The following is a 17,192-nucleotide window of genomic DNA, read 5'->3' on the forward strand; positions in this document are numbered from 1 at the left end:
GGCGCCGCCCACCCTGCGGCGGTGAACTGGGCCTTCTCCTGCCCTGTGGATAGCGGCGGAGTTGGGGACAACTCGGGGAACGAGCCCTCGATCCCGGCATTTGCCAGAAGTATGCTGAACCCGTGGTGGCGAACCCGGCGCCGATGTTGGCCGTCTCCGGACGGCCACCGGACGACGCCGCGCGCTGGGCGGTCGAGATGAAGTGGGACGGGGTCCGCGCCATCGTCCGGATCGAGCCGGGGAATTGCCGGTTCACCAGCAGGAATGCCAGGGATATCTCGCGCTCCTACCCCGAGCTCGGGGAGGCGCTCCGCGCCCTGGCTCCGGACGTTCCGCTGGTGATCGACGGGGAGATCGTCGCGCCCGATCCGGCGACCGGGGCGCCGTCGTTCGGTCGGTTGCAGCATCGGATGCACGTGGTCACACCGACGCCGGGGCTGCTCGCCGCCTACCCCGTCGAGTTCATCGTCTTCGACGTGCTCGAACTCGACGGGGAATCGCTGCTCGACCGGCCGTACACCCGGCGCAGGGACGATCTGGCCGCGCTCAAGCTGGCCGGGGAGCTGGTGCCGGTGCCACCGTTCTGGACCGGGGTGCGGCCGGCCGCGCTGCTCGAGGTGGCGGCGCAGCACCACCTCGAGGGCATCGTCTGCAAGCGGCTGGACTCGACGTACCAGCCGGGGCGGCGCTCGCCCGCCTGGATCAAGACGCCGCTGCGGCGCAGTACCGAGGCGATCGTCGCCGGATGGTTGCCGGGGAGCGGTCGGTTCACCGGGACCTTCGGTTCCCTGGTGTTGGCGGCGCACGACGACAGTGGGCGGCTGGTGCACATCGGCAACGTGGGGACCGGGTTCACCGCCGCGGTGCGGCGGGCACTGCAGGGGCGCCTCGACGACCTCGCCCGCGATTCGGTCCCACTCGACCGCATTCCGGCCCCCGGGGCGGTCCCCGGCGTGCACTGGGTCCAGCCCGTCCTCGTCGGCGACATCGAATTCCGCGAGGCGAGCTCCTCCGGGCTCCGGCATCCGAGCTGGCGGGGGCTCCGTTCGGACAAGACGGCGAACGAGGTGCAGATCCCTTCCGATCCGGCTTGATCAGCACCCGCGCGAGCTCTAGCGTCGAATGGGGGGAGAGGGGGTTGTCATGGCGGACTACACCGCCGCACGGGCGCTGACGTGAGCGGGGTCGGCACATGTCCGAGCTGATCGCGCCTACCACGGCCCTGCACGCGGCCTGGCTGGTGGCGCATCGGGAGTGGGGGCCGGGGGTGCACGAGGACGGGTTCGGGTTGCGGGCCGACGACGAGGTGCGGTCCGCGGACGGGTTCGCGGAGTGGGTGCGGCGGTTGGCGGCGGAGTCCGAGTGGTGCGCGCATCGGTGGATCGTCGAGGGCGGGGAGGTGCTCGGGGGGATCGCGCTGCGGTACGGGACGAGCGATGCGGTGCTGCGGGCCGGGCACATCGGGTACGGGGTGCGGCCGTCGGCGCGGCGGCGCGGGGTTGCGAGCTGGGCGCTCGGGCGCATGCTCGAGGTCGCGCGGGAGCATGGGATGGGGCAGGTGCTGTTGCTCTGCGCGGACGGGAATATGGCGTCGGCGCGGACCATCGAGAAGGCGGGTGGGGTGCTCGAGTCGGTTCGGGACACCGAGCTCGGTCCGGCCCGCCGGTACTGGATAGCGCTCGATTAGCGCGGCGGGCGCCGAACTCGCAGGCGCGCTACCAGCCCTGCTGCGGCGGAGGGGCAGACTGCGGGCCCTGCTGAGGCGCGGGCTGCTGCCAGTTCTGCTGCGCCGGTACCGGCTGCTGCCAATTCTGCTGCGCAGGTGCGGGCTGCGGCCGGCCGTGCTGGGGCGGCACCGGCTGCTGAACCCCGGGCGGCACGGTGTGGATGAGCGGGCCGGGCGGCTGATCGGCCTGGGCTACCAGGTTCGGGACGTCGGCGGCGGGCACCGGCGACTGCACCCCGCAGACCGGGCACTCCAGGTAGGTGCGGCTGATCGGGAAGAGCGGGACGAAGAACAGGGTGAACTTCGTCACCAGTTTGCGCAGGCCGTGCGGACCCGTATTGCGGCAGGCACCGCAGAAGGCCGCGAGTACGGCCAGCGTCAGTACCTGGCGTTGCCAGCCCCAGATGAGCACGTGCTTCCTCCCCACCGATCATCGAACGCCCGCACTCTACGTGGCAGTGCCGACGACCCTCCGGCAGGTGGGTTGGTGTCCGGATCAGGGCATTCACCGAACGGGACGAATCAGACCGGGGCTGCCGACCGGACGGTGCTGTCCGCGCTCGCTAGAGTGAGCGGATGACTTCACCCGGGCGGGTCAACAGGGGCCCGCGCGCCGCGGCGGACAACCGTGCCGCGCTCATCGCCGCGGCCCGGAAAGTGTTCGCCAGCAGTGGGTTCGACGCGCCACTGAGCTCGATCGCGCGGACCGCGGGGGTCGGGCAGGGTGTGCTCTACCGGCACTTCCCGAGCCGGGACGCCATCGCGCTCGCGGTCTTCGACGAGAACATCGCGGAGGTGGAGGCGCTGGCGGCCGATCCGGAGACGCGGGTCGACACGGTGCTCGAGGTGATCGTCGAGCAGATCACCGCGTCGGCGGCGTTCGTGGCGATGTTGCGGCCGACCGGGAGTGAGCCGCGGTTGCTGGCGGTGGCGGAGCGGTTCGACGCGTTGATCGCGAAGAAGCTGGCGGATCCGGCGCAGCGCGGCGAGCTCGACCCCGCGCTGGACGCCGCCGATGTCGTGCTCGCGGTCGCCATGCTGGCGAATGTGCTCTCGGAGTCGGATCCGGCGGCCCGGGGTGAGATCGCGCAGCGGGCCTGGCGCCTGCTGCGCCGCGGGCTCGCTCCCCGCTGAGACGCGTTCCTCACCCGCCGCAACCACCGGGCAGGACGACGATCCCCACCGCCCCGAGCCCGAGGTGCACCGCGAGGGCGGGCCCGAACTCCGCCTGCACGAGTTCGTTCAGATCCGGCAACCTCTCGCGCAACTGCGCCACGACGGTCGCCGCCGCATCCCCCGCCCCCAGGTGCTGCACCCCGACCGCGGCCGGCTCACCCCCGACCGCATCGACCGCCGCGGCGACCAGCCTGCTGTACGCCTTGGACCTGGTCCGCACCTTTTCCCGCAGCTCCAACCGCCCCTCGACGATCTGCAGCAGCGGCTTCGTCACCAATTCACTGCCGAAGAACGAGGCCGCGGTGCTGAGCCGGCCACCCCTGCGCAGTTGCTCGGTGCGGTTCACCAGGAAGAACGTGCGCGACCGGCTCGCGGCGGCGACGGCGGCCTCGTGCACGGCGTCCAGCCCGTCCCCCGCGACGGCCCGGCGCGCGGCGGCCAGTACCGGGAGCCCGGTGGCGAGACCGGCGCCGAGCGAGTCGACCAGCCGGATCCGCTCCGAGCCGAGCTCGGCGATGGCCTGCCTGCCCGCCTCCCAGGTGGCGGAGAGCTGCTGGGAGAGGTGCACGGCGACCACCCCGGCGCCCGCGCTGCGCTCCAGCGCGCGCTCGTAGACCGCGCGCAGCTCGCCGGGCGAGGCGGCGGAGGTGCTGACGTCGTCGGAGCCGTAGTCGACGTCGATCGGGTCGATGCCCTCCCTGATGGTGCGGTCACCGGCGAGGACGTGCAGCGGGACGACGACGATCCCGAGTTCGGCGACCAGGTCGGGGGGCAGGGAGGCGGACGAATCGGTGACGACCACGACGGCCACGGTCTACCGGCCCTCCCGCACGCTCTCCGCGGCGAGCCCGGGCTGCGCCGCCAGCACCTTCAGCATGGATTCCGCGACCGCGGCGTGCCCGGCCCAGCCCCAGTGGATGCCGTCCGGGTTGCCCGCACCGGAGAACACGTTCTCCCGGACCGCCGCACCCAGGTCGACCAGGGGGACGCCGCTGCGCGCCGACCACTCGGTGAGCGCGCGCACCATGGGCTCGCGCCCGGTGTGCACCTTGCCGTACGCCTCGCAGACGTGCACCGAGGGCAGCACGCCGATCATGGGCAGCTCGGGGCGCAGCCCGGCGAGCGCCTCCCTGGCCTGCTCCAGGTAGTCCACGCTCACCCGCGGCGGCAGCGCGACCGGCCTGCCCAGCTTGGCGAGGTGCGGCTGGGCCGCGTTGTAGGCGTCGCGCACCCGGCGGCGCAGCGCGGGCGGGCGGACGTAGCGGATGAGTTCGCGCAGCGCGGTCGGCAGCGGCGACGGCAGCGAGTCCATGCCCGCGGTCGCGAAGATCACCGCGCCCGCGCGCGGGACCGAGGCCCAGACCCTGGGGTCACCGATCAGCGCCCAGTAGGCGTCGCGGCAGGTCCAGCCGATCCGGCCGACCAGCTCGACGTCCCAGCCCAGCTCGGCCGCAACGAGATTGGGCCAGATCCGCGGATGGTCGGCGGAGAGCCCGCCCCTCGGCCCGAAGTACGCCAGCGAATCCGCGATCACGAGCAGCGTCGGCCTGCCCGCGGCGGCCGAAGGCACGGACTCAGAGGACATCCGGCGCCACCTTCGCCGCCGCGTTCCACACGTCCAGCCGCCAGCCGGGCCGCTCGAAGCTCGGACCGTGCGCGCTGAGCTGCACCCAGCTGGTGTTGGCCAGCCCGCCGAGGATCGGCCAGTTCTGCGGCGGCAGGTCGAGCAGCGCGGCGGTGAGCGCGGCGATCAGCCCGCCGTGCGCCACCAGGAAGACGGTCCGGCCCGGCCAGTCGGCGCGCTCCCGATACAGCTCGTGCACCAGCGGCAGCGCACGGGCGCCGACCTCGAGCTTGCTCTCGCCACCGGGCGGGGTGTAGGTGGCGTCCATCCGCCAGGCCACCCTGGCGCCCGGGTAGTCCCGGTCGACGTCGATGTGGGTGAGCCCCTCCCAGATGCCGAGGCTGGTCTCGCGCAGCCGCGGGTCCAGCGTGACCGGCAGCCCGGTGCTGTCGCCGAGCGCCTGCGCCGTGTCCCGCGCCCGGCGCAGGTCGGAGGAGTGGATCGCGACACCGTTGCGCGAATTGAGTTCGCGCGCGGCCTCTTTCGCCTGGTGCCTGCCGAGCTCGGTGAGGTCGGTGTCGATCTGGCCCTGCATCCGGTCGACCGCGTTCCACTCGGTCTGGCCGTGCCGCAGCAGGATCAGCGTCCGGACGCCGGCGTTCTTGCTCACTCGGCGGCCCCGGCGGCGGCGTCGGCGGGGCGGCCGTCGGCGCCGATGCCGGGCACCGGGACGGTCGGGCAGTCCTTCCAGAGCCGCTCCAGGCCGTAGTAGTTCCGCTCGTCGTTGTGCTGGATGTGCACCACGATGTCGATGTAGTCGAGCAGTGCCCAGCGCCCCTCGCGGGTGCCCTCGCGGCGCACCGGCTTGTGCCCGGCGTCGCGCAGCTTCTCCTCGATGTTGTCGACGATGGCGTTGACCTGCCGCTCGTTCGGCGCCGACGCGATCACGAAGCAGTCCGTGATCACCAGCTGCTCGGAGACGTCGAGCACCACCACATCGGAGGCCAGCTTCTCGTCCGCCGCCACCGCGGCGACCCGCGCCATCTGCACCGCTTCGTCCGATGCGCTCATTCGCTACCTTCCGGTCCGTTCGGCACGTACAGGTGCCGCTTCGATATGTACTGCACGACGCCGTCGGGCACGAGATACCAGACCGGACGGTTCTCCGCGGCGCGGCGCCTGCACTCGCTCGACGAGATGGCGAGCGCGGGCACCTCGATCATGGTCACCGCGTCGGCGGGCATGTCGCGCAGGTACTCCGCCAGGTGGTCGGCATTGAGCTCGTACCCGGGACGGCTCACCCCGACGAACTTCGCCAGCTCGAACAGTTCGGCCCAATCCTGCCACGAGAGGATATTGGCCAGTGCGTCCGCACCGGTGATGAAGTACAGGTCGGCATCCGGGAAGCGGTCGCGCATCTCGCGCAGGGTGTCGACGGTGTAGGTCATCTTGCCGCGATCGATGTCGGCCCGGCTCACCGAGAAGCGCGGGTTGGAGGCGGTCGCGATGACGGTCATCAGGTACCGGTCCTCGGCCGCGCTGACCTTCTTGTCCGCCTTCTGCCACGGCTGCCCGGTCGGGACGAAGACCACTTCGTCCAGGTCGAACCGGTGGGCGACCTCACTCGCCGCGACGAGGTGCCCGTGGTGGATGGGGTCGAAGGTGCCGCCCATCACCCCGAGCCGCCGGGCCGGCCGTCCTGTTTCCCGCATGGCTGCCGAGCTTAACCGGTCACACCGGGAGCAACCGGGACACGACCTCGGTCAGCTGCCTGGCCGACCGGCACTCGTGCATCTCGACGATCTCGGCGTACTTGCGCGCCGCCGAGTCGCCGGAGCCCCAGTGCGTCGTCGCCTCCGGGTTCAGCCAGTGCGCGTGCTTGGCCGTCTCCACCAGCGATGCGAGCGTGGCCAGCCGGGGGTCGCGGTAGTTGGTCCTGGCGTCGCCGAGGATCAGCAGCGAGCTGCGGCTGGTGACGGCCTCGGGGAAGCGGTCGGCGAAGCCGTTCAGCGCGGCGCCGTAATCCGAGTGGCCGTCCAGCCCGACCACGTCGGCCTCGGCGAAGATCCGGGTCAGCGACTCGTCCAGCTGGGTGTGCGGGTCGAAGAACCGGGTGACCTCGTCCACCTGATCGACGAAGGCGAAGATCCGGACCCGGGAGAACTGCTCGCGCAGCGCGCTCACCAGCAGCAGCGTGAAGTTGCTGAACCCGGCAACCGACCCGGAGACGTCGCAGAGCAGCACCAGGTCCGGCCGGCCGGGCTTGGGCTTGCGGTTCACCAGGTCGATCGGCACGCCGCCGGTGGACATGGACTTGCGCAGTGTGCGGCGCAGATCGATCTCGCCGCGCTTGGAGTGCCTGCGCCTGGCCGCGAGCCTGCTGGCCAGGATCCGGGCCAGCCGCTGGGTGCTGCGGCGCAGCTCGGCCAGCTCGCGCTCGGAGGCGCGCAGGAAGTCGACGTCCTCGGCCTGCCTGGCCACGCCGTAGCTCGCGACCCGCTCGCGGCCGATCCGCTCCGCGACCCGGCGCCTTGTCTCCGCCTCGACGCCGGCCCGGAAACCTTCGATCCGCTGCCTGGCCTGCCTGCGCGCCACCTCGGTGTCGAAGTCGCTGGCGTCCGCGGGCAGCCCGAGCCCGGCCAGGATCTTCGCCAGCAGCGTCTGCGGCTGGACGTCGCGCAGCGCCTGGTACGCCGAGAACGACGGCCCGCGCGCGGACTGGTACTGCCCCATCTGCTCGACCAGCTGCCCGATGAGCTGCTGCAGCTCGGGCCCCGGGTCCTCCTTGGCGAGCAGCTCGGCGAGCATGGCGCGCAGTTCGGGGATGTCGACCCGGCCGTCCGGGGTGCGCGGGATCTCGATGTCATCGGCCCAGTTGCCGCGCTCGCCGAGCGCGACCGGGAACCACAGGTCGAAGAGGCCGTCGAAGGTGGTCCGGTGCGTGGTGCGGCGCAGCAGGGCGCAGGCCAGCCCCTCGCGCAGCACCTCGCGGTCCATCAGGTCGAGCACGGTGAGCACCCGGCCCGCGTCGACGGTTTCCGAAGGCCCGACCGGGATTCCCCTGGTGCGCAGCGCCTCCACGAAGCCGACGAGGTGACCGGGGATGCCGTGCGGCGCGTGCAGGGTGGGCTGCTCGGCCACGGTCAGGCCAGCTTCAGCTCGTTCAGGGCCCGCTCGTGGTCACTGCGGTGCTTGAGCACGACGCCGAGCGTGGAGCGCACGACGTTGTCGTCCAGGTCGGTCATCCCGAGCGCGAGCAGGGTGCGGCCCCAGTCGATGGACTCGGCCACCGAGGGCAGCTTCTTGAGCTGCATGCCGCGCAGCACGTGCACGATCCGCACCAGCTGCGCCGCGACGGCGGGGGCCAGCTCGGGTACTCGGCTGGCCAGGATGCGGCGCTCCAGCTCCTCGTCCGGGAAGTCGAGGTGCAGGTAGAGGCAGCGCCGCTTGAGCGCCTCGGAGAGCTCGCGGGTGGCGTTCGAGGTGAGCAGCACGAACGGCTTGCGGGCGGCGGTGATGGTGCCGAGCTCCGGGACGGTGACCGCGAAGTCGCTGAGCACCTCCAGCAGCAGCCCCTCGATCTCGACGTCGGCCTTGTCGGTCTCGTCGATCAGCAGCACGGTCGGCTCGGTGCGCCGGATGGCGGTGAGCAGCGGCCGGGAGAGCAGGAACTCCTCGGTGAAGACGTCGGCCTTGGTCTCCGCCCAGTCGTTCTCCGAGGACGCCTGGATCCGCAGGATCTGCTTGGCGTGGTTCCACTCGTAGAGCGCCCGCGCCTCGTCCACACCCTCGTAGCACTGCAGCCGGACCAGCTCGGCCCCCGTCGTCTGCGCGACCGCGCGTGCCAGCTCGGTCTTGCCGACCCCGGCCGGGCCCTCGACCAGCAGCGGCTTGCCCAGCCGGTCGGCGAGGAAGACCGAGGTGGCGGTGCCCTTGTCGGCGAGGTAGCCGGTCTCCGCGAGGCGATCGATCACGTCCTCGACCGAGCCGAACACGGGTTCCTGTACGTCGGTGATACCCACCGTGCCGTCCTTTCGATTCGGGGTCAGACCGGCCGGATCTGGCCGTCGCCCCAGACGATCCACTTGGTGGAGGTGAGCTCGGGGAGCGCCATCGGGCCGCGGGCGTGCAGCTTCTGGGTGGAGATGCCGATCTCCGCGCCGAAGCCGAACTGCTCGCCGTCGGTGAAGGCGGTGGAGGCGTTCACCATGACGGCGGCGGCGTCCACCCTGGCGCTGAAGGCGCGGGCGGCGGCCAGGTCGGCGGTCACGATGGCCTCGGTGTGCCCGGTGCCCCAGGTGTTGATGTGCTCGACCGCGGCGTCCAGGTCGTCGACGACCTTCAGCGCGATGTCGAGGGTGAGGTACTCCTCGCCCCAGTCGGTGTCGGTGGCCGGAACCAGGCCGGGCAGGTCGCCGTGGATGGTGACGCCCGCGCCGCGCAGCGCCTCGGTGAGCCTCGGCACCGCCGTCTCCGCGACGGCCGCGTCGATCAGCACCGTCTCGGCGGCGTTGCACACGCTCGGCCTGCGGGTCTTGGCATTGATCAGGATCGCCTCGGCCATCGCCAGATCGGCGGCGGAGTGCACGTAGACGTGGCAGTTGCCGGTGCCGGTCTCGATGGTTGGCACGGTGGCGTCGCGCACGACGGCCGAGATGAGCCCGGCGCCGCCGCGCGGGATCACCACGTCGACCAGGCCGCGGGCCTGGATCAGGTGGGTGACGCTGGAGCGGTCGGCGCTCGGCAGCAACTGCACCCCGTCGGCCGGGATGCCGAGCCCGGCGAGCGCCGCGCGCAGCACCTCGACCAGCGCGGCGTTCGAGTGCGCCGCAGAGGAGGAGCCGCGCAGCAGCGCCGCGTTGCCGGACTTCAGCGCCAGCCCGAAGGCATCGACGGTGACGTTGGGGCGGGCCTCGTAGACCATGCCGACCACGCCTAGCGGCACCCGGAGCTGGCGGATCTCCAGGCCGTTCGGCAGCGTCGAGCCGCGCACCACCTCGCCGACCGGGTCGGCCAGCCCGGCCACCTGGCGCAGGCCGGAGGCGATGCCGTCGATCCTGGACTTGGTGAGCCGGAGCCGGTCGAGCAGGGAGTCGGCGGTGCCGGCGGACTGGGCGGCCAGCAGGTCCTCGGCGTTGGCGGCGAGCACGGTGTCGGCGGCGGCGAGCAGCGCGTCGGCGGCGGCGTGCAGCGCCTCGTTCTTCTGCGCCGTGGTGAGCTGCGCCAGCGTGCGCGAGGCGACCCGGGCCCGGCGCGCGGCCGCGTGCACCGCCTCGCGGACGTCTGAGCCCTGCTCGGTCGTCGTTCCTGCCGTCATGGGTACAGCCTACCCAGCGGTATCCCGCGCGCGGGAGGCGCTGTCCGGGCTACTGTCCGGCCGGTGAGTGCCGAACCCGCGCCTGCCGACGTCGTCGTGCTCGGCAGCGTGAACATGGACCTGGTGGCAACGGTCGGGCGGCGGCCCGCGCCCGGGGAGACGGTGCTCGGCACCGGGTTCGCCGCGGTGCCCGGCGGGAAGGGCGCGAACCAGGCGGTCGCGGCGCGGCGCAGCGGGGCGGAGGTGCGGTTCCTCGGGGCGGTCGGGGACGACGTGTTCGCACCCGCGCTGCGGGAATCGCTGGTCCGGGAGGGGATCGACGTGCGCGGGCTGCGCGCGGCCGCGGGGCCGAGCGGGACCGCGACGATCGTCGTGGACGGGGACGGGGAGAACTCGATCGTGGTGGTGCCAGCCGCGAATCACGCTCGCACCGAGCTGGATCCGGACGACCTCGCCGCGATCGCCGCGGCGGACATCCTGCTGTGCCAGCTGGAACTTCCGGTTCCGGTGGTGGCGGCGGGATTCGCGCACGCGCGGGCGTACGGGACGGTGACGGTGTTGAATCCGTCACCCGTGCGGCGACTTCCGGCCGAGCTGTGGGCGCTGGTCGACATCGCGGTGCTGAACCGGGGCGAGGCGGAGGCGATCGGGGACGTGCTGGATCAGGTGCCGCACCGGGTCACCACGCTCGGCGCCGACGGCGCGCGGTACGACGGGCCGGACGGGTGCTTCACCGTCCCCGCGATCCCGGTGCGCGCCGTCGACACCACCGGCGCGGGCGACGCCTTCACCGGCGCGCTCGCCGCCCGCTGGGCGCACGGGCCGGAAGCCGCGCTGCGCTGGGCCTGCGCCGCGGGCGCGCTGGCCACCACCGCGCTCGGCGCCACGACCGCCGTTCCCGACGCGGCGACCATCGCGGGGCTGCTCGCCGGGCGGGCGCCACAACCGGGCTGAGCCGCCCGCGCCCGCCGCCGGGCGGCGAAAATCGCTCGCGCGACCTGCGGTCGGATCCCTACCGTTGACCTATCCGAACGGAAGGAAAGACCGATGTTTCCCGTCGAGCTGCACGGCACCCGTGCGCAGACGCTCATGTGGGCCAACGAGCACGAGATCGAGCAGTCCGCCCTGCGGCAGCTGCGCACCCTCGCGCAACTCGAATGGGTGCACGGCGTCCGCGTCATGCCGGACGTGCACCTCGGCAAGGGCGCGACGGTCGGCTCGGTCATCGCCATGCGGGACGCGGTCGCGCCCGCCGCGGTCGGGGTGGACATCGGCTGCGGCATGGAGAGCGTGCGCACCGACCTCACCGCCGCCGACCTGCCGGACGACCTGAAGGGGCTGCGCTCCCGGATCGAGGCCGCGGTCCCGGTCGGCTTCCACGCGCACGACTCCCGGGTGAACGTCACCGCGCTCGGCGCCGAGGTCTCCCAGCTCGGCGCGAGCACGGCGACGCTGCGCACCGGCTGGGACCGGTTCTGGCACGGCTTCGACGCGCTCGACCGGAAGGTCGGGCCGCGCGAGTCGAAGGCGCAGAAGCAGATGGGCACGCTCGGCGGCGGCAACCACTTCATCGAGCTCTGCCTCGACCAGGCGGACACGGTGTGGGTGCTGCTGCACTCCGGCAGCAGGAACATCGGCAAGGAGATCGCCGAGCGGCACATGGCGGTGGCCCGCGAGCTGCCGCACAACACCGGCCTGCCCGACCGCGACCTCGCGGTCTTCCTGGCGGGGACCCCGGAGATGGCGGCCTACCGGCGCGACCTGACCTGGGCGCAGGAGTACGCGGCCAGGAACCGGGCCGTCATGCTCGCCCTGGTCTGCCGGGCCGTCCGGGACGAGTTCGCCGACCGTCCGGTGCGCTTCGAGCAGCCCATCTCCTGCCACCACAACTACGTGGCGGAGGAGGAGATCGACGGCGTCCCCATGCTGGTCACCCGCAAGGGTGCGGTGCGCGCGGGCGCGGGCGACCTGGCGCTGATCCCCGGCTCCATGGGCACCCGCTCCTACGTGGTGCGCGGGAAGGGCAACCCGGCCTCCTACAACTCCGCGTCGCACGGCGCGGGGCGGCGGATGAGCCGGAGCGCGGCCAAGAAGCAGTTCACGGTCGCGGACCTGGTCGCGCAGACCGAGGGCGTGGAGTCGCGCAAGGACGCGGGCGTCGTGGACGAGATCCCGGCCGCGTACAAGGACATCGACGAGGTGATCGCGGCGCAGTCCGACCTGGTCGACGTCGTGGCGACGCTGCGCCAGGTGCTCTGCGTCAAGGGGTAGTCGACCCGAGGACCGGCACTCGTAGTGCCGGTCCTCGGCGGCCAGGCAGCCCGGCCCTGCGGCCACTGTGCCGGGGCCGGAGCGCCGGTACGGGTGCTGCGACCCGCCCGACGCGCGGTCCGCGCAGGTCGGACGCGGGTGTCGGCGTCGTGCGGCACGATGGCGGAATGAGCCCTTCCCCCGACACCGGCGTCGAGCCGGACCGCGCGACCGGATCGGCACAACTCCGCGACGAGGCCGAGGAGTTGCTGCGCGAGCTCGCCGGCCCGGCCGCGCGGCTGCGCGAGGACCAGTGGGTCGCCATCGAGGCCCTGGTCGTGCAGCGCAGGCGCGCGCTGGTGGTGCAGCGCACCGGCTGGGGAAAGTCGGCGGTCTACTTCATCTCGGCCAAGCTGCTGCGCCGGGCCGGGCGCGGCCCGACCGTGATCGTCTCGCCGCTGCTCGCGCTCATGCGCAACCAGGTCGCGGCGGCCGAGCGCGCGGGCGTGGTGGCCGCGACCATCAACTCCGGCAATGTCACCGAGTGGGACGCCATCCACGAGCAGGTCGCCACCGGCACCGTCGACGTGCTTCTGGTCAGCCCGGAGCGGCTGAACAACCCCGACTTCCGCGACCAGGTACTGCCCCGGCTCGCCGCCGACGCCGGGCTGGTCGTGATCGACGAGGCGCACTGCGTCTCCGACTGGGGGCACGACTTCCGGCCGGACTACCGGCGCATCCGCACCCTGGTCGCCGACCTCGGCGCCGACATCCCGGTGCTCGCCACCACCGCGACCGCCAACGACCGGGTGGTCACCGACGTGGCCGCGCAGATCGGCAGCGGCGGCCGGATCGACGCCGACACCCTGGTGCTGCGCGGCACCCTGGACCGGGAGTCGCTGCACCTCGCGGTGGTCCGGATCGAGGACGCGGTGGAGCGCGCCGCGTGGCTCGGCGAGCAGTTGCACCGGCTGCCCGGCTCCGGCATCGTCTACGCGCTCACCGTCGCCGCCGCGCAGGATGTCGCGAGCGTGCTGCGCGCCGCCGGGCACGAGGTCGCCGCCTACACCGGCCAGACCGACCCCACCGAGCGCGAGCACCTGGAGCAGGCGCTGCTGCGCAACGAGGTCAAGGCGCTGATCGCCACCTCCGCGCTCGGCATGGGGTTCGACAAGCCGGATCTGGGCTTCGTGGTGCACCTCGGCGCGCCCTCCTCGCCGATCGCCTACTACCAGCAGGTCGGGCGCGCGGGGCGGGCCACCGAGCGGGCCGAGGTGATCCTGCTGCCCGGCCCGGAGGACGCCCGGATCTGGAGCTGGTTCGCCTCGGTCGCCTTCCCGCGCGAATCGGTGGTGCGCGCGGTGCTCGACGCGCTCGACTCGGAGCGCCCGCTCTCCACCGCGGCGCTGGAGCCGCGGGTCGAGCTGAACCGCTCCCGGCTGGAGATGGTGCTCAAGGTGCTCGACGTGGACGGCGCGGTGCGCCGGGTGCGCGGCGGCTGGCTCGGCACCGGGCAGCCGTGGCACTACGACGCCGAGCGCTACGCGCGGCTGGACCGCGCCCGCTCCGCCGAACAGCAGGCCATGCTCGACTACCAGACCACCGACGGCTGCCGGATGGTCTTCCTGCGCGGCCAGCTCGACGATCCAGGGCTGACGCTCGGCGAGACCTGCGGCCGCTGCGACAACTGCACCGGTACCAGGCTCGACCCGACGCCCGGCGCCGAGACCGTCGCCGCCACCAGGGCGCGGATCGCCCGCCCCGGCATCGACCTCGCCCCGCGCAAGCAGTGGCCGACCGGCATGAAGACGCTCGGCATCCCGCTCTCCGGCAAGATCGGCGCGGGCGCCGAGCCGGGCCGGGTGCTCGGCAGGCTCAGCGACCTGGGCTGGGGCCGCAGGCTGCGCGCGCTGCTCGACGCCACCGACGGCCCGGTGCCGGACGACATCGTGACCGCCTGCGTCGCGGTGCTCAAGGAGTGGGACTGGGCCGAGCGGCCGGTCGCGGTGCTCGCCCTCGACGACGACCGGAACGCCGAACTCACCCGCAGCCTCGCCGCCCGGCTGGCCGAGGTGGGCAGGCTGCGCGACCTCGGGGTGCTGCACAAGCGGCCGGAGCACCCGCCGGTCTCCGCCGCCAATTCGGCGCACCGGGTCGCCGGGCTGTACGGCTCGTGGGACGTTCCCGACCTGCAGGACGTCGGCGGGCCGGTGCTGCTGGTGAACGCGCAGAGCGAGTCCGGCTGGACCTTCACCGTCGCCGCCTGCGCCCTGCGCGCGGCGGGCGCACCCGCGGTACTCCCGTTCGCGCTGGCCACCCCGACCTGAGCGGGGCCGCGACATCGGCTCGCGTGCCGCGCACCGCGGCACCCCTGCCGCTAGGGTCGACGGGGTGCCCGGCAAATCGTCGTCTCCCGCGCTCGAGCTCGACGTGGGCGGCCGCGCGGTCCGGATCAGCAACCCCGACCGGGTCTACTTCCCCGACCTCGGGCTGACCAAGCTCGACCTGGTGCAGTACTACCTGAGCGTCGGCCCGGGCATCGTGAACGCGCTGCGCGAGCGGCCGTGCATGCTGCACCGCTTCCCGAAGGGGCTGGCCGGGGCCAAGGTGCACCAGAAACGGCTGCCCGCGGGCGCACCGGACTGGGTGCCGACGGTCCGGGTCTTCTTCCCGCGCTACGGCAGGCACGCCGACGAGCTGTGCGTGCGCGAGCTCGCCGACGTGGTCTGGGCGGTGCAGATGTCCACCGTCGAGTTCCACCCCTGGAACTCGCGCGCCGCCGACACCGAGCGCCCGGACGAGTGGCGGATCGACCTCGACCCCATGCCGGACTGCCCGTGGTCCCGGGTGCGGCGGGTGGCCGGCGTCGTGCACGAGGTGCTGGACGAGTTCGGCGCCGTCGGCTGGCCGAAGACCTCCGGCGGCAAGGGGCTGCACGTCTACGTGCGGATCGCGCCGGAGCACGGCTTCACCGAGGTGCGCCGCGCCGCACTGGCCTTCGCCGAGGAGGTGCGGCGCCGCGCGCCCGACGACGTGACCACCACCTGGTGGCGCAAGGACCGCGACCCGTCACAGCTCTTCGTGGACTACAACCAGAACGCGCGGGATCACACCATCGCCGCCGCCTACTCGGTGCGCGGCGTGCCGGAGGCCACCGTCTCCACCCCGGTGCGCTGGGACGAGATCCCCGACATCGACCCGCGAGACTTCACGGTGCGGACCGTGCCCGCGCGCTTCGCCGAGCTCGGCGACCTGCACGCGGGCATCGACGACGCCGTGTTCCGGATCGACCCGCTGCTGGAGCGGGCCGATCGCGACGGCGTCGATGCCGTCGAGCTGGACAGCGAGAACGAGGAGTAGAGCGTGACGATTCCGGTCGCCGTGGCCCCCGAGGTCCCGGACGAACTGCGCGCGGCGATCGAGGCGGGCGGCGGCGAACTCGCCGCGCTCGCCGATGCCAGCGCCCTGGTCTGGGTGACGAAGGCAGGCGGCTTCCCGGAGCAGCTGCCCGCCGGGATCGAGTGGGTCCAGCTGCCCGCGGCCGGGATCGAGGATTTCGTCGCGGCCGGGGTGCTGGAGCGGAACCCAGGGGTCCGCTTCACCTCCGCGGCCGGTGCCTTCTCCGCGACCGTGGCCGAGCACGCGCTGGCGCTGCTGCTCGCCGGGGTCCGCTACCTGCCCGAGCACCTGCGCGCGACCACCTGGCGGCAGAAGGACTTCCTGCCGCGCGTCGGCACGCTGCGCGGCAGCACGGTCGCCGTGGTCGGGGCGGGCGGAATCGGCAAGGCGCTGATCCCCTCGCTGCTGACGCTGGGCGCCGAGGTGATCGCGGTGAACCGTTCCGGCCGTCCGGTGGCCGGCCCCGGCATCCCGGACGGGATCACCACCGTGGCCGCCGACCGGCTGGACACGGTGTGGCCGGTGGCCGACCATGTCGTCGTCGCCGCCCCGGCGACGCCCGCCACCGCGCACCTGATCGGCTCGGCGGAACTGGCTCTGCTGCGGCCGAACTCGTGGGTGATCAATGTCGCCAGGGGCAGCCTGGTCGATACCGACGCGCTGGTGGCGGCGCTGCGCGCGGGCACAATCGGCGGCGCCGGGCTGGACGTCACCGACCCGGAGCCGCTCCCGGACGGGCACCCGCTCTGGACCTTGCCGAACGTGATCATCACCCCGCACGACTCGAATCCGCCGCAGGTGCGGGTGGCCGCCTTCGCGGCGCACGTGCGGGAGAACGTGATCCGCTTCGCGGCCGGTGACGACCTGCTCGCCCCGGTCGATCCGGGCGCCGGGTACTGATCGATCGAGTCCGCGCGCGGAACGCGGTCTTTCGCTGCCGTGCGCGGCGCGGTTAGGCTCGGGCCGTCTCGGCGGGTGGGTGAGGATGTGATCGGCACATGGGTTGGAGCTTCACCCCGGACGAGTTCGCCCACGTCTGGCGGGAGACGGAGAGCGACCGGGTGCCCTATCCGCTCCGGATCCTGGAGAGCCCGCGCACCGAGGACGCCGCGGAGAAGCTGCGCGTCGAGCTCTCCGCCCGGCTGCCGCACCGCGCCGACCCGGACCTCACCGCCTGCCTGCGGCTGCTCTCCGCACCGCACACCCGGATCGTCGTGATCGGCGGCGGGCACCGGCCCGGCGCCGAGATCCGGCTGCTGGCCTGCGCGGTCTTCGACCACGCGGTGCTCGTCGTGCAGGAACCGGGCCGGAAGCCGGAATTCGGTGGCACGGTCCGGCTCTCGATCGGGCACACCAACAAGCTCGGCGCGCGCATCGCGCAGGCGCTGCCCCCCGCGCGGGCGGGCAGGCTGCCCGCGCGGGCCGCGACGGTGGACGCGGTGCAGGACGAGGAGACACACGGCCTTCCGCCCGCCGCCCGGCTGATCCGGAAGGTGCTGCTGCAGCCGCACACCGCCGAGGGGCACATCCGGATCGAGGCCAGGCACGACCGGCCCGCCCCGCCGCCCGCGCTGCACTACACCTGGATCGATGTCGACGGCGACGGCCGCTACCTGATCAAGTCCGGCGACACCGTGCACCTGGTGCCCGCCGGCACCGAGCAGCTCGCCGCGCAACTGCAGAAACGGATTCCGGCCTGAGCTTCGGTGTCGGGGATCGGCGTCTCGGGATAGTCTGAACGCGTCCGACGATCTCCGGGG

At 73.0% G+C, this 17,192-nt stretch carries 18 protein-coding genes; 9 read left to right on the forward strand and 9 right to left on the reverse strand.

Annotation, left to right across the window (positions count from 1 at the left end; all coding sequences use genetic code 11):
* Nucleotides 1-143 precede the first annotated feature (143 nt).
* Both ligD (ACFUJ1_RS09980) and ACFUJ1_RS09985 read left to right on the forward strand, forming a co-directional pair.
* A complete protein-coding gene (gene ligD / locus ACFUJ1_RS09980; protein WP_378644754.1) occupies nt 144-1,094 on the forward strand; it encodes a non-homologous end-joining DNA ligase in 951 nt (316 codons plus the stop codon).
* A 98-nt stretch (nt 1,095-1,192) separates the two neighbouring features.
* On the forward strand, nt 1,193-1,687 hold the full coding sequence (locus ACFUJ1_RS09985) for a GNAT family N-acetyltransferase (protein WP_378644438.1): 495 nt from the start codon (nt 1,193-1,195) through the stop codon (nt 1,685-1,687).
* 28 nt (nt 1,688-1,715) lie between these two features.
* On the opposite strand, the gene ACFUJ1_RS09990 is transcribed toward ACFUJ1_RS09985, so the two are convergent.
* Complete coding sequence (locus ACFUJ1_RS09990; RefSeq protein WP_378644440.1) at nt 1,716-2,153, reverse strand: hypothetical protein; 438 nt, start codon at nt 2,151-2,153, stop codon at nt 1,716-1,718.
* A 149-nt stretch (nt 2,154-2,302) separates the two neighbouring features.
* On the opposite strand from ACFUJ1_RS09990, the gene ACFUJ1_RS09995 reads away from it, so the two are divergent.
* Nucleotides 2,303-2,860 carry a TetR/AcrR family transcriptional regulator gene (locus ACFUJ1_RS09995; RefSeq protein ID WP_378644442.1) on the forward strand — a complete coding sequence of 186 codons (558 nt, stop codon included), beginning with the start codon at nt 2,303-2,305 and terminating at the stop codon, nt 2,858-2,860.
* 10 nt (nt 2,861-2,870) lie between these two features.
* Here the strand turns inward: ACFUJ1_RS09995 and ACFUJ1_RS10000 are convergent, their stop codons facing one another.
* Genes ACFUJ1_RS10000 through ACFUJ1_RS10035 form a run of 8 tightly spaced genes read right to left on the reverse strand, consistent with a single transcriptional unit; the run spans nt 2,871 to nt 9,783 of the window.
* The gene (locus ACFUJ1_RS10000; protein ID WP_378644444.1) at nt 2,871-3,713 is read right to left on the reverse strand and encodes a DegV family protein; all 843 of its coding nucleotides are present in this window, start codon (nt 3,711-3,713) and stop codon (nt 2,871-2,873) included.
* A gap of 3 nt (nt 3,714-3,716) precedes the next feature.
* The gene (gene octT / locus ACFUJ1_RS10005; RefSeq protein ID WP_378644446.1) at nt 3,717-4,487 is read right to left on the reverse strand and encodes a diglucosylglycerate octanoyltransferase; all 771 of its coding nucleotides are present in this window, start codon (nt 4,485-4,487) and stop codon (nt 3,717-3,719) included.
* On the reverse strand, nt 4,477-5,136 hold the full coding sequence (locus ACFUJ1_RS10010) for a histidine phosphatase family protein (RefSeq protein ID WP_378644447.1): 660 nt from the start codon (nt 5,134-5,136) through the stop codon (nt 4,477-4,479). The genes octT and ACFUJ1_RS10010 overlap by 11 nt, the downstream gene beginning before the upstream one ends.
* Nucleotides 5,133-5,537: a ribosome silencing factor gene (gene rsfS / locus ACFUJ1_RS10015; protein WP_378644449.1), complete on the reverse strand. Its 405-nt coding sequence runs from the start codon at nt 5,535-5,537 to the stop codon at nt 5,133-5,135. Before rsfS ends, ACFUJ1_RS10010 begins: the two co-directional genes overlap by 4 nt.
* Complete coding sequence (gene nadD, locus ACFUJ1_RS10020; protein ID WP_378644450.1) at nt 5,534-6,178, reverse strand: nicotinate-nucleotide adenylyltransferase; 645 nt, start codon at nt 6,176-6,178, stop codon at nt 5,534-5,536. The genes rsfS and nadD overlap by 4 nt, the downstream gene beginning before the upstream one ends.
* Before the next feature lie 19 nt (nt 6,179-6,197).
* Nucleotides 6,198-7,607: a VWA domain-containing protein gene (locus ACFUJ1_RS10025; protein ID WP_378644452.1), complete on the reverse strand. Its 1,410-nt coding sequence runs from the start codon at nt 7,605-7,607 to the stop codon at nt 6,198-6,200.
* Nucleotides 7,608-7,609: 2 nt separating this feature from the next.
* The gene (locus ACFUJ1_RS10030; protein WP_378644453.1) at nt 7,610-8,488 is read right to left on the reverse strand and encodes an AAA family ATPase; all 879 of its coding nucleotides are present in this window, start codon (nt 8,486-8,488) and stop codon (nt 7,610-7,612) included.
* A 23-nt stretch (nt 8,489-8,511) separates the two neighbouring features.
* Nucleotides 8,512-9,783 (reverse strand): glutamate-5-semialdehyde dehydrogenase, encoded by a 1,272-nt coding sequence (locus ACFUJ1_RS10035; protein WP_378644455.1) that lies wholly within the window; start codon nt 9,781-9,783, stop codon nt 8,512-8,514.
* Nucleotides 9,784-9,846: 63 nt separating this feature from the next.
* On the opposite strand from ACFUJ1_RS10035, the gene ACFUJ1_RS10040 reads away from it, so the two are divergent.
* The 6 genes from ACFUJ1_RS10040 (at nt 9,847) to ACFUJ1_RS10065 (ending at nt 17,132) form a co-directional block, all read left to right on the forward strand.
* The gene (locus tag ACFUJ1_RS10040) at nt 9,847-10,737 is read left to right on the forward strand and encodes a ribokinase (protein ID WP_378644456.1); all 891 of its coding nucleotides are present in this window, start codon (nt 9,847-9,849) and stop codon (nt 10,735-10,737) included.
* A 93-nt stretch (nt 10,738-10,830) separates the two neighbouring features.
* A complete protein-coding gene (locus ACFUJ1_RS10045) occupies nt 10,831-12,054 on the forward strand; it encodes an RtcB family protein (RefSeq protein ID WP_378644458.1) in 1,224 nt (407 codons plus the stop codon).
* 167 nt (nt 12,055-12,221) lie between these two features.
* On the forward strand, nt 12,222-14,360 hold the full coding sequence (locus ACFUJ1_RS10050; protein WP_378644460.1) for a RecQ family ATP-dependent DNA helicase: 2,139 nt from the start codon (nt 12,222-12,224) through the stop codon (nt 14,358-14,360).
* 64 nt (nt 14,361-14,424) lie between these two features.
* Nucleotides 14,425-15,393, forward strand: a complete 969-nt coding sequence (gene ligD / locus ACFUJ1_RS10055) for a non-homologous end-joining DNA ligase (RefSeq protein ID WP_378644461.1) — start codon at nt 14,425-14,427, stop codon at nt 15,391-15,393.
* Nucleotides 15,394-15,396: 3 nt separating this feature from the next.
* The gene (locus ACFUJ1_RS10060) at nt 15,397-16,332 is read left to right on the forward strand and encodes a D-isomer specific 2-hydroxyacid dehydrogenase family protein (protein ID WP_378644463.1); all 936 of its coding nucleotides are present in this window, start codon (nt 15,397-15,399) and stop codon (nt 16,330-16,332) included.
* Nucleotides 16,333-16,430: 98 nt separating this feature from the next.
* Nucleotides 16,431-17,132 carry an ESX secretion-associated protein EspG gene (locus ACFUJ1_RS10065; RefSeq protein WP_378644464.1) on the forward strand — a complete coding sequence of 234 codons (702 nt, stop codon included), beginning with the start codon at nt 16,431-16,433 and terminating at the stop codon, nt 17,130-17,132.
* The last annotated feature ends 60 nt before the right edge of the window (nt 17,133-17,192 follow it).

It is taken from the genome of Nocardia sp. NPDC057227 (genome assembly GCF_042669725.1).
GTDB classification, from domain to species: domain Bacteria; phylum Actinomycetota; class Actinomycetes; order Mycobacteriales; family Mycobacteriaceae; genus Nocardia; species Nocardia asteroides_A.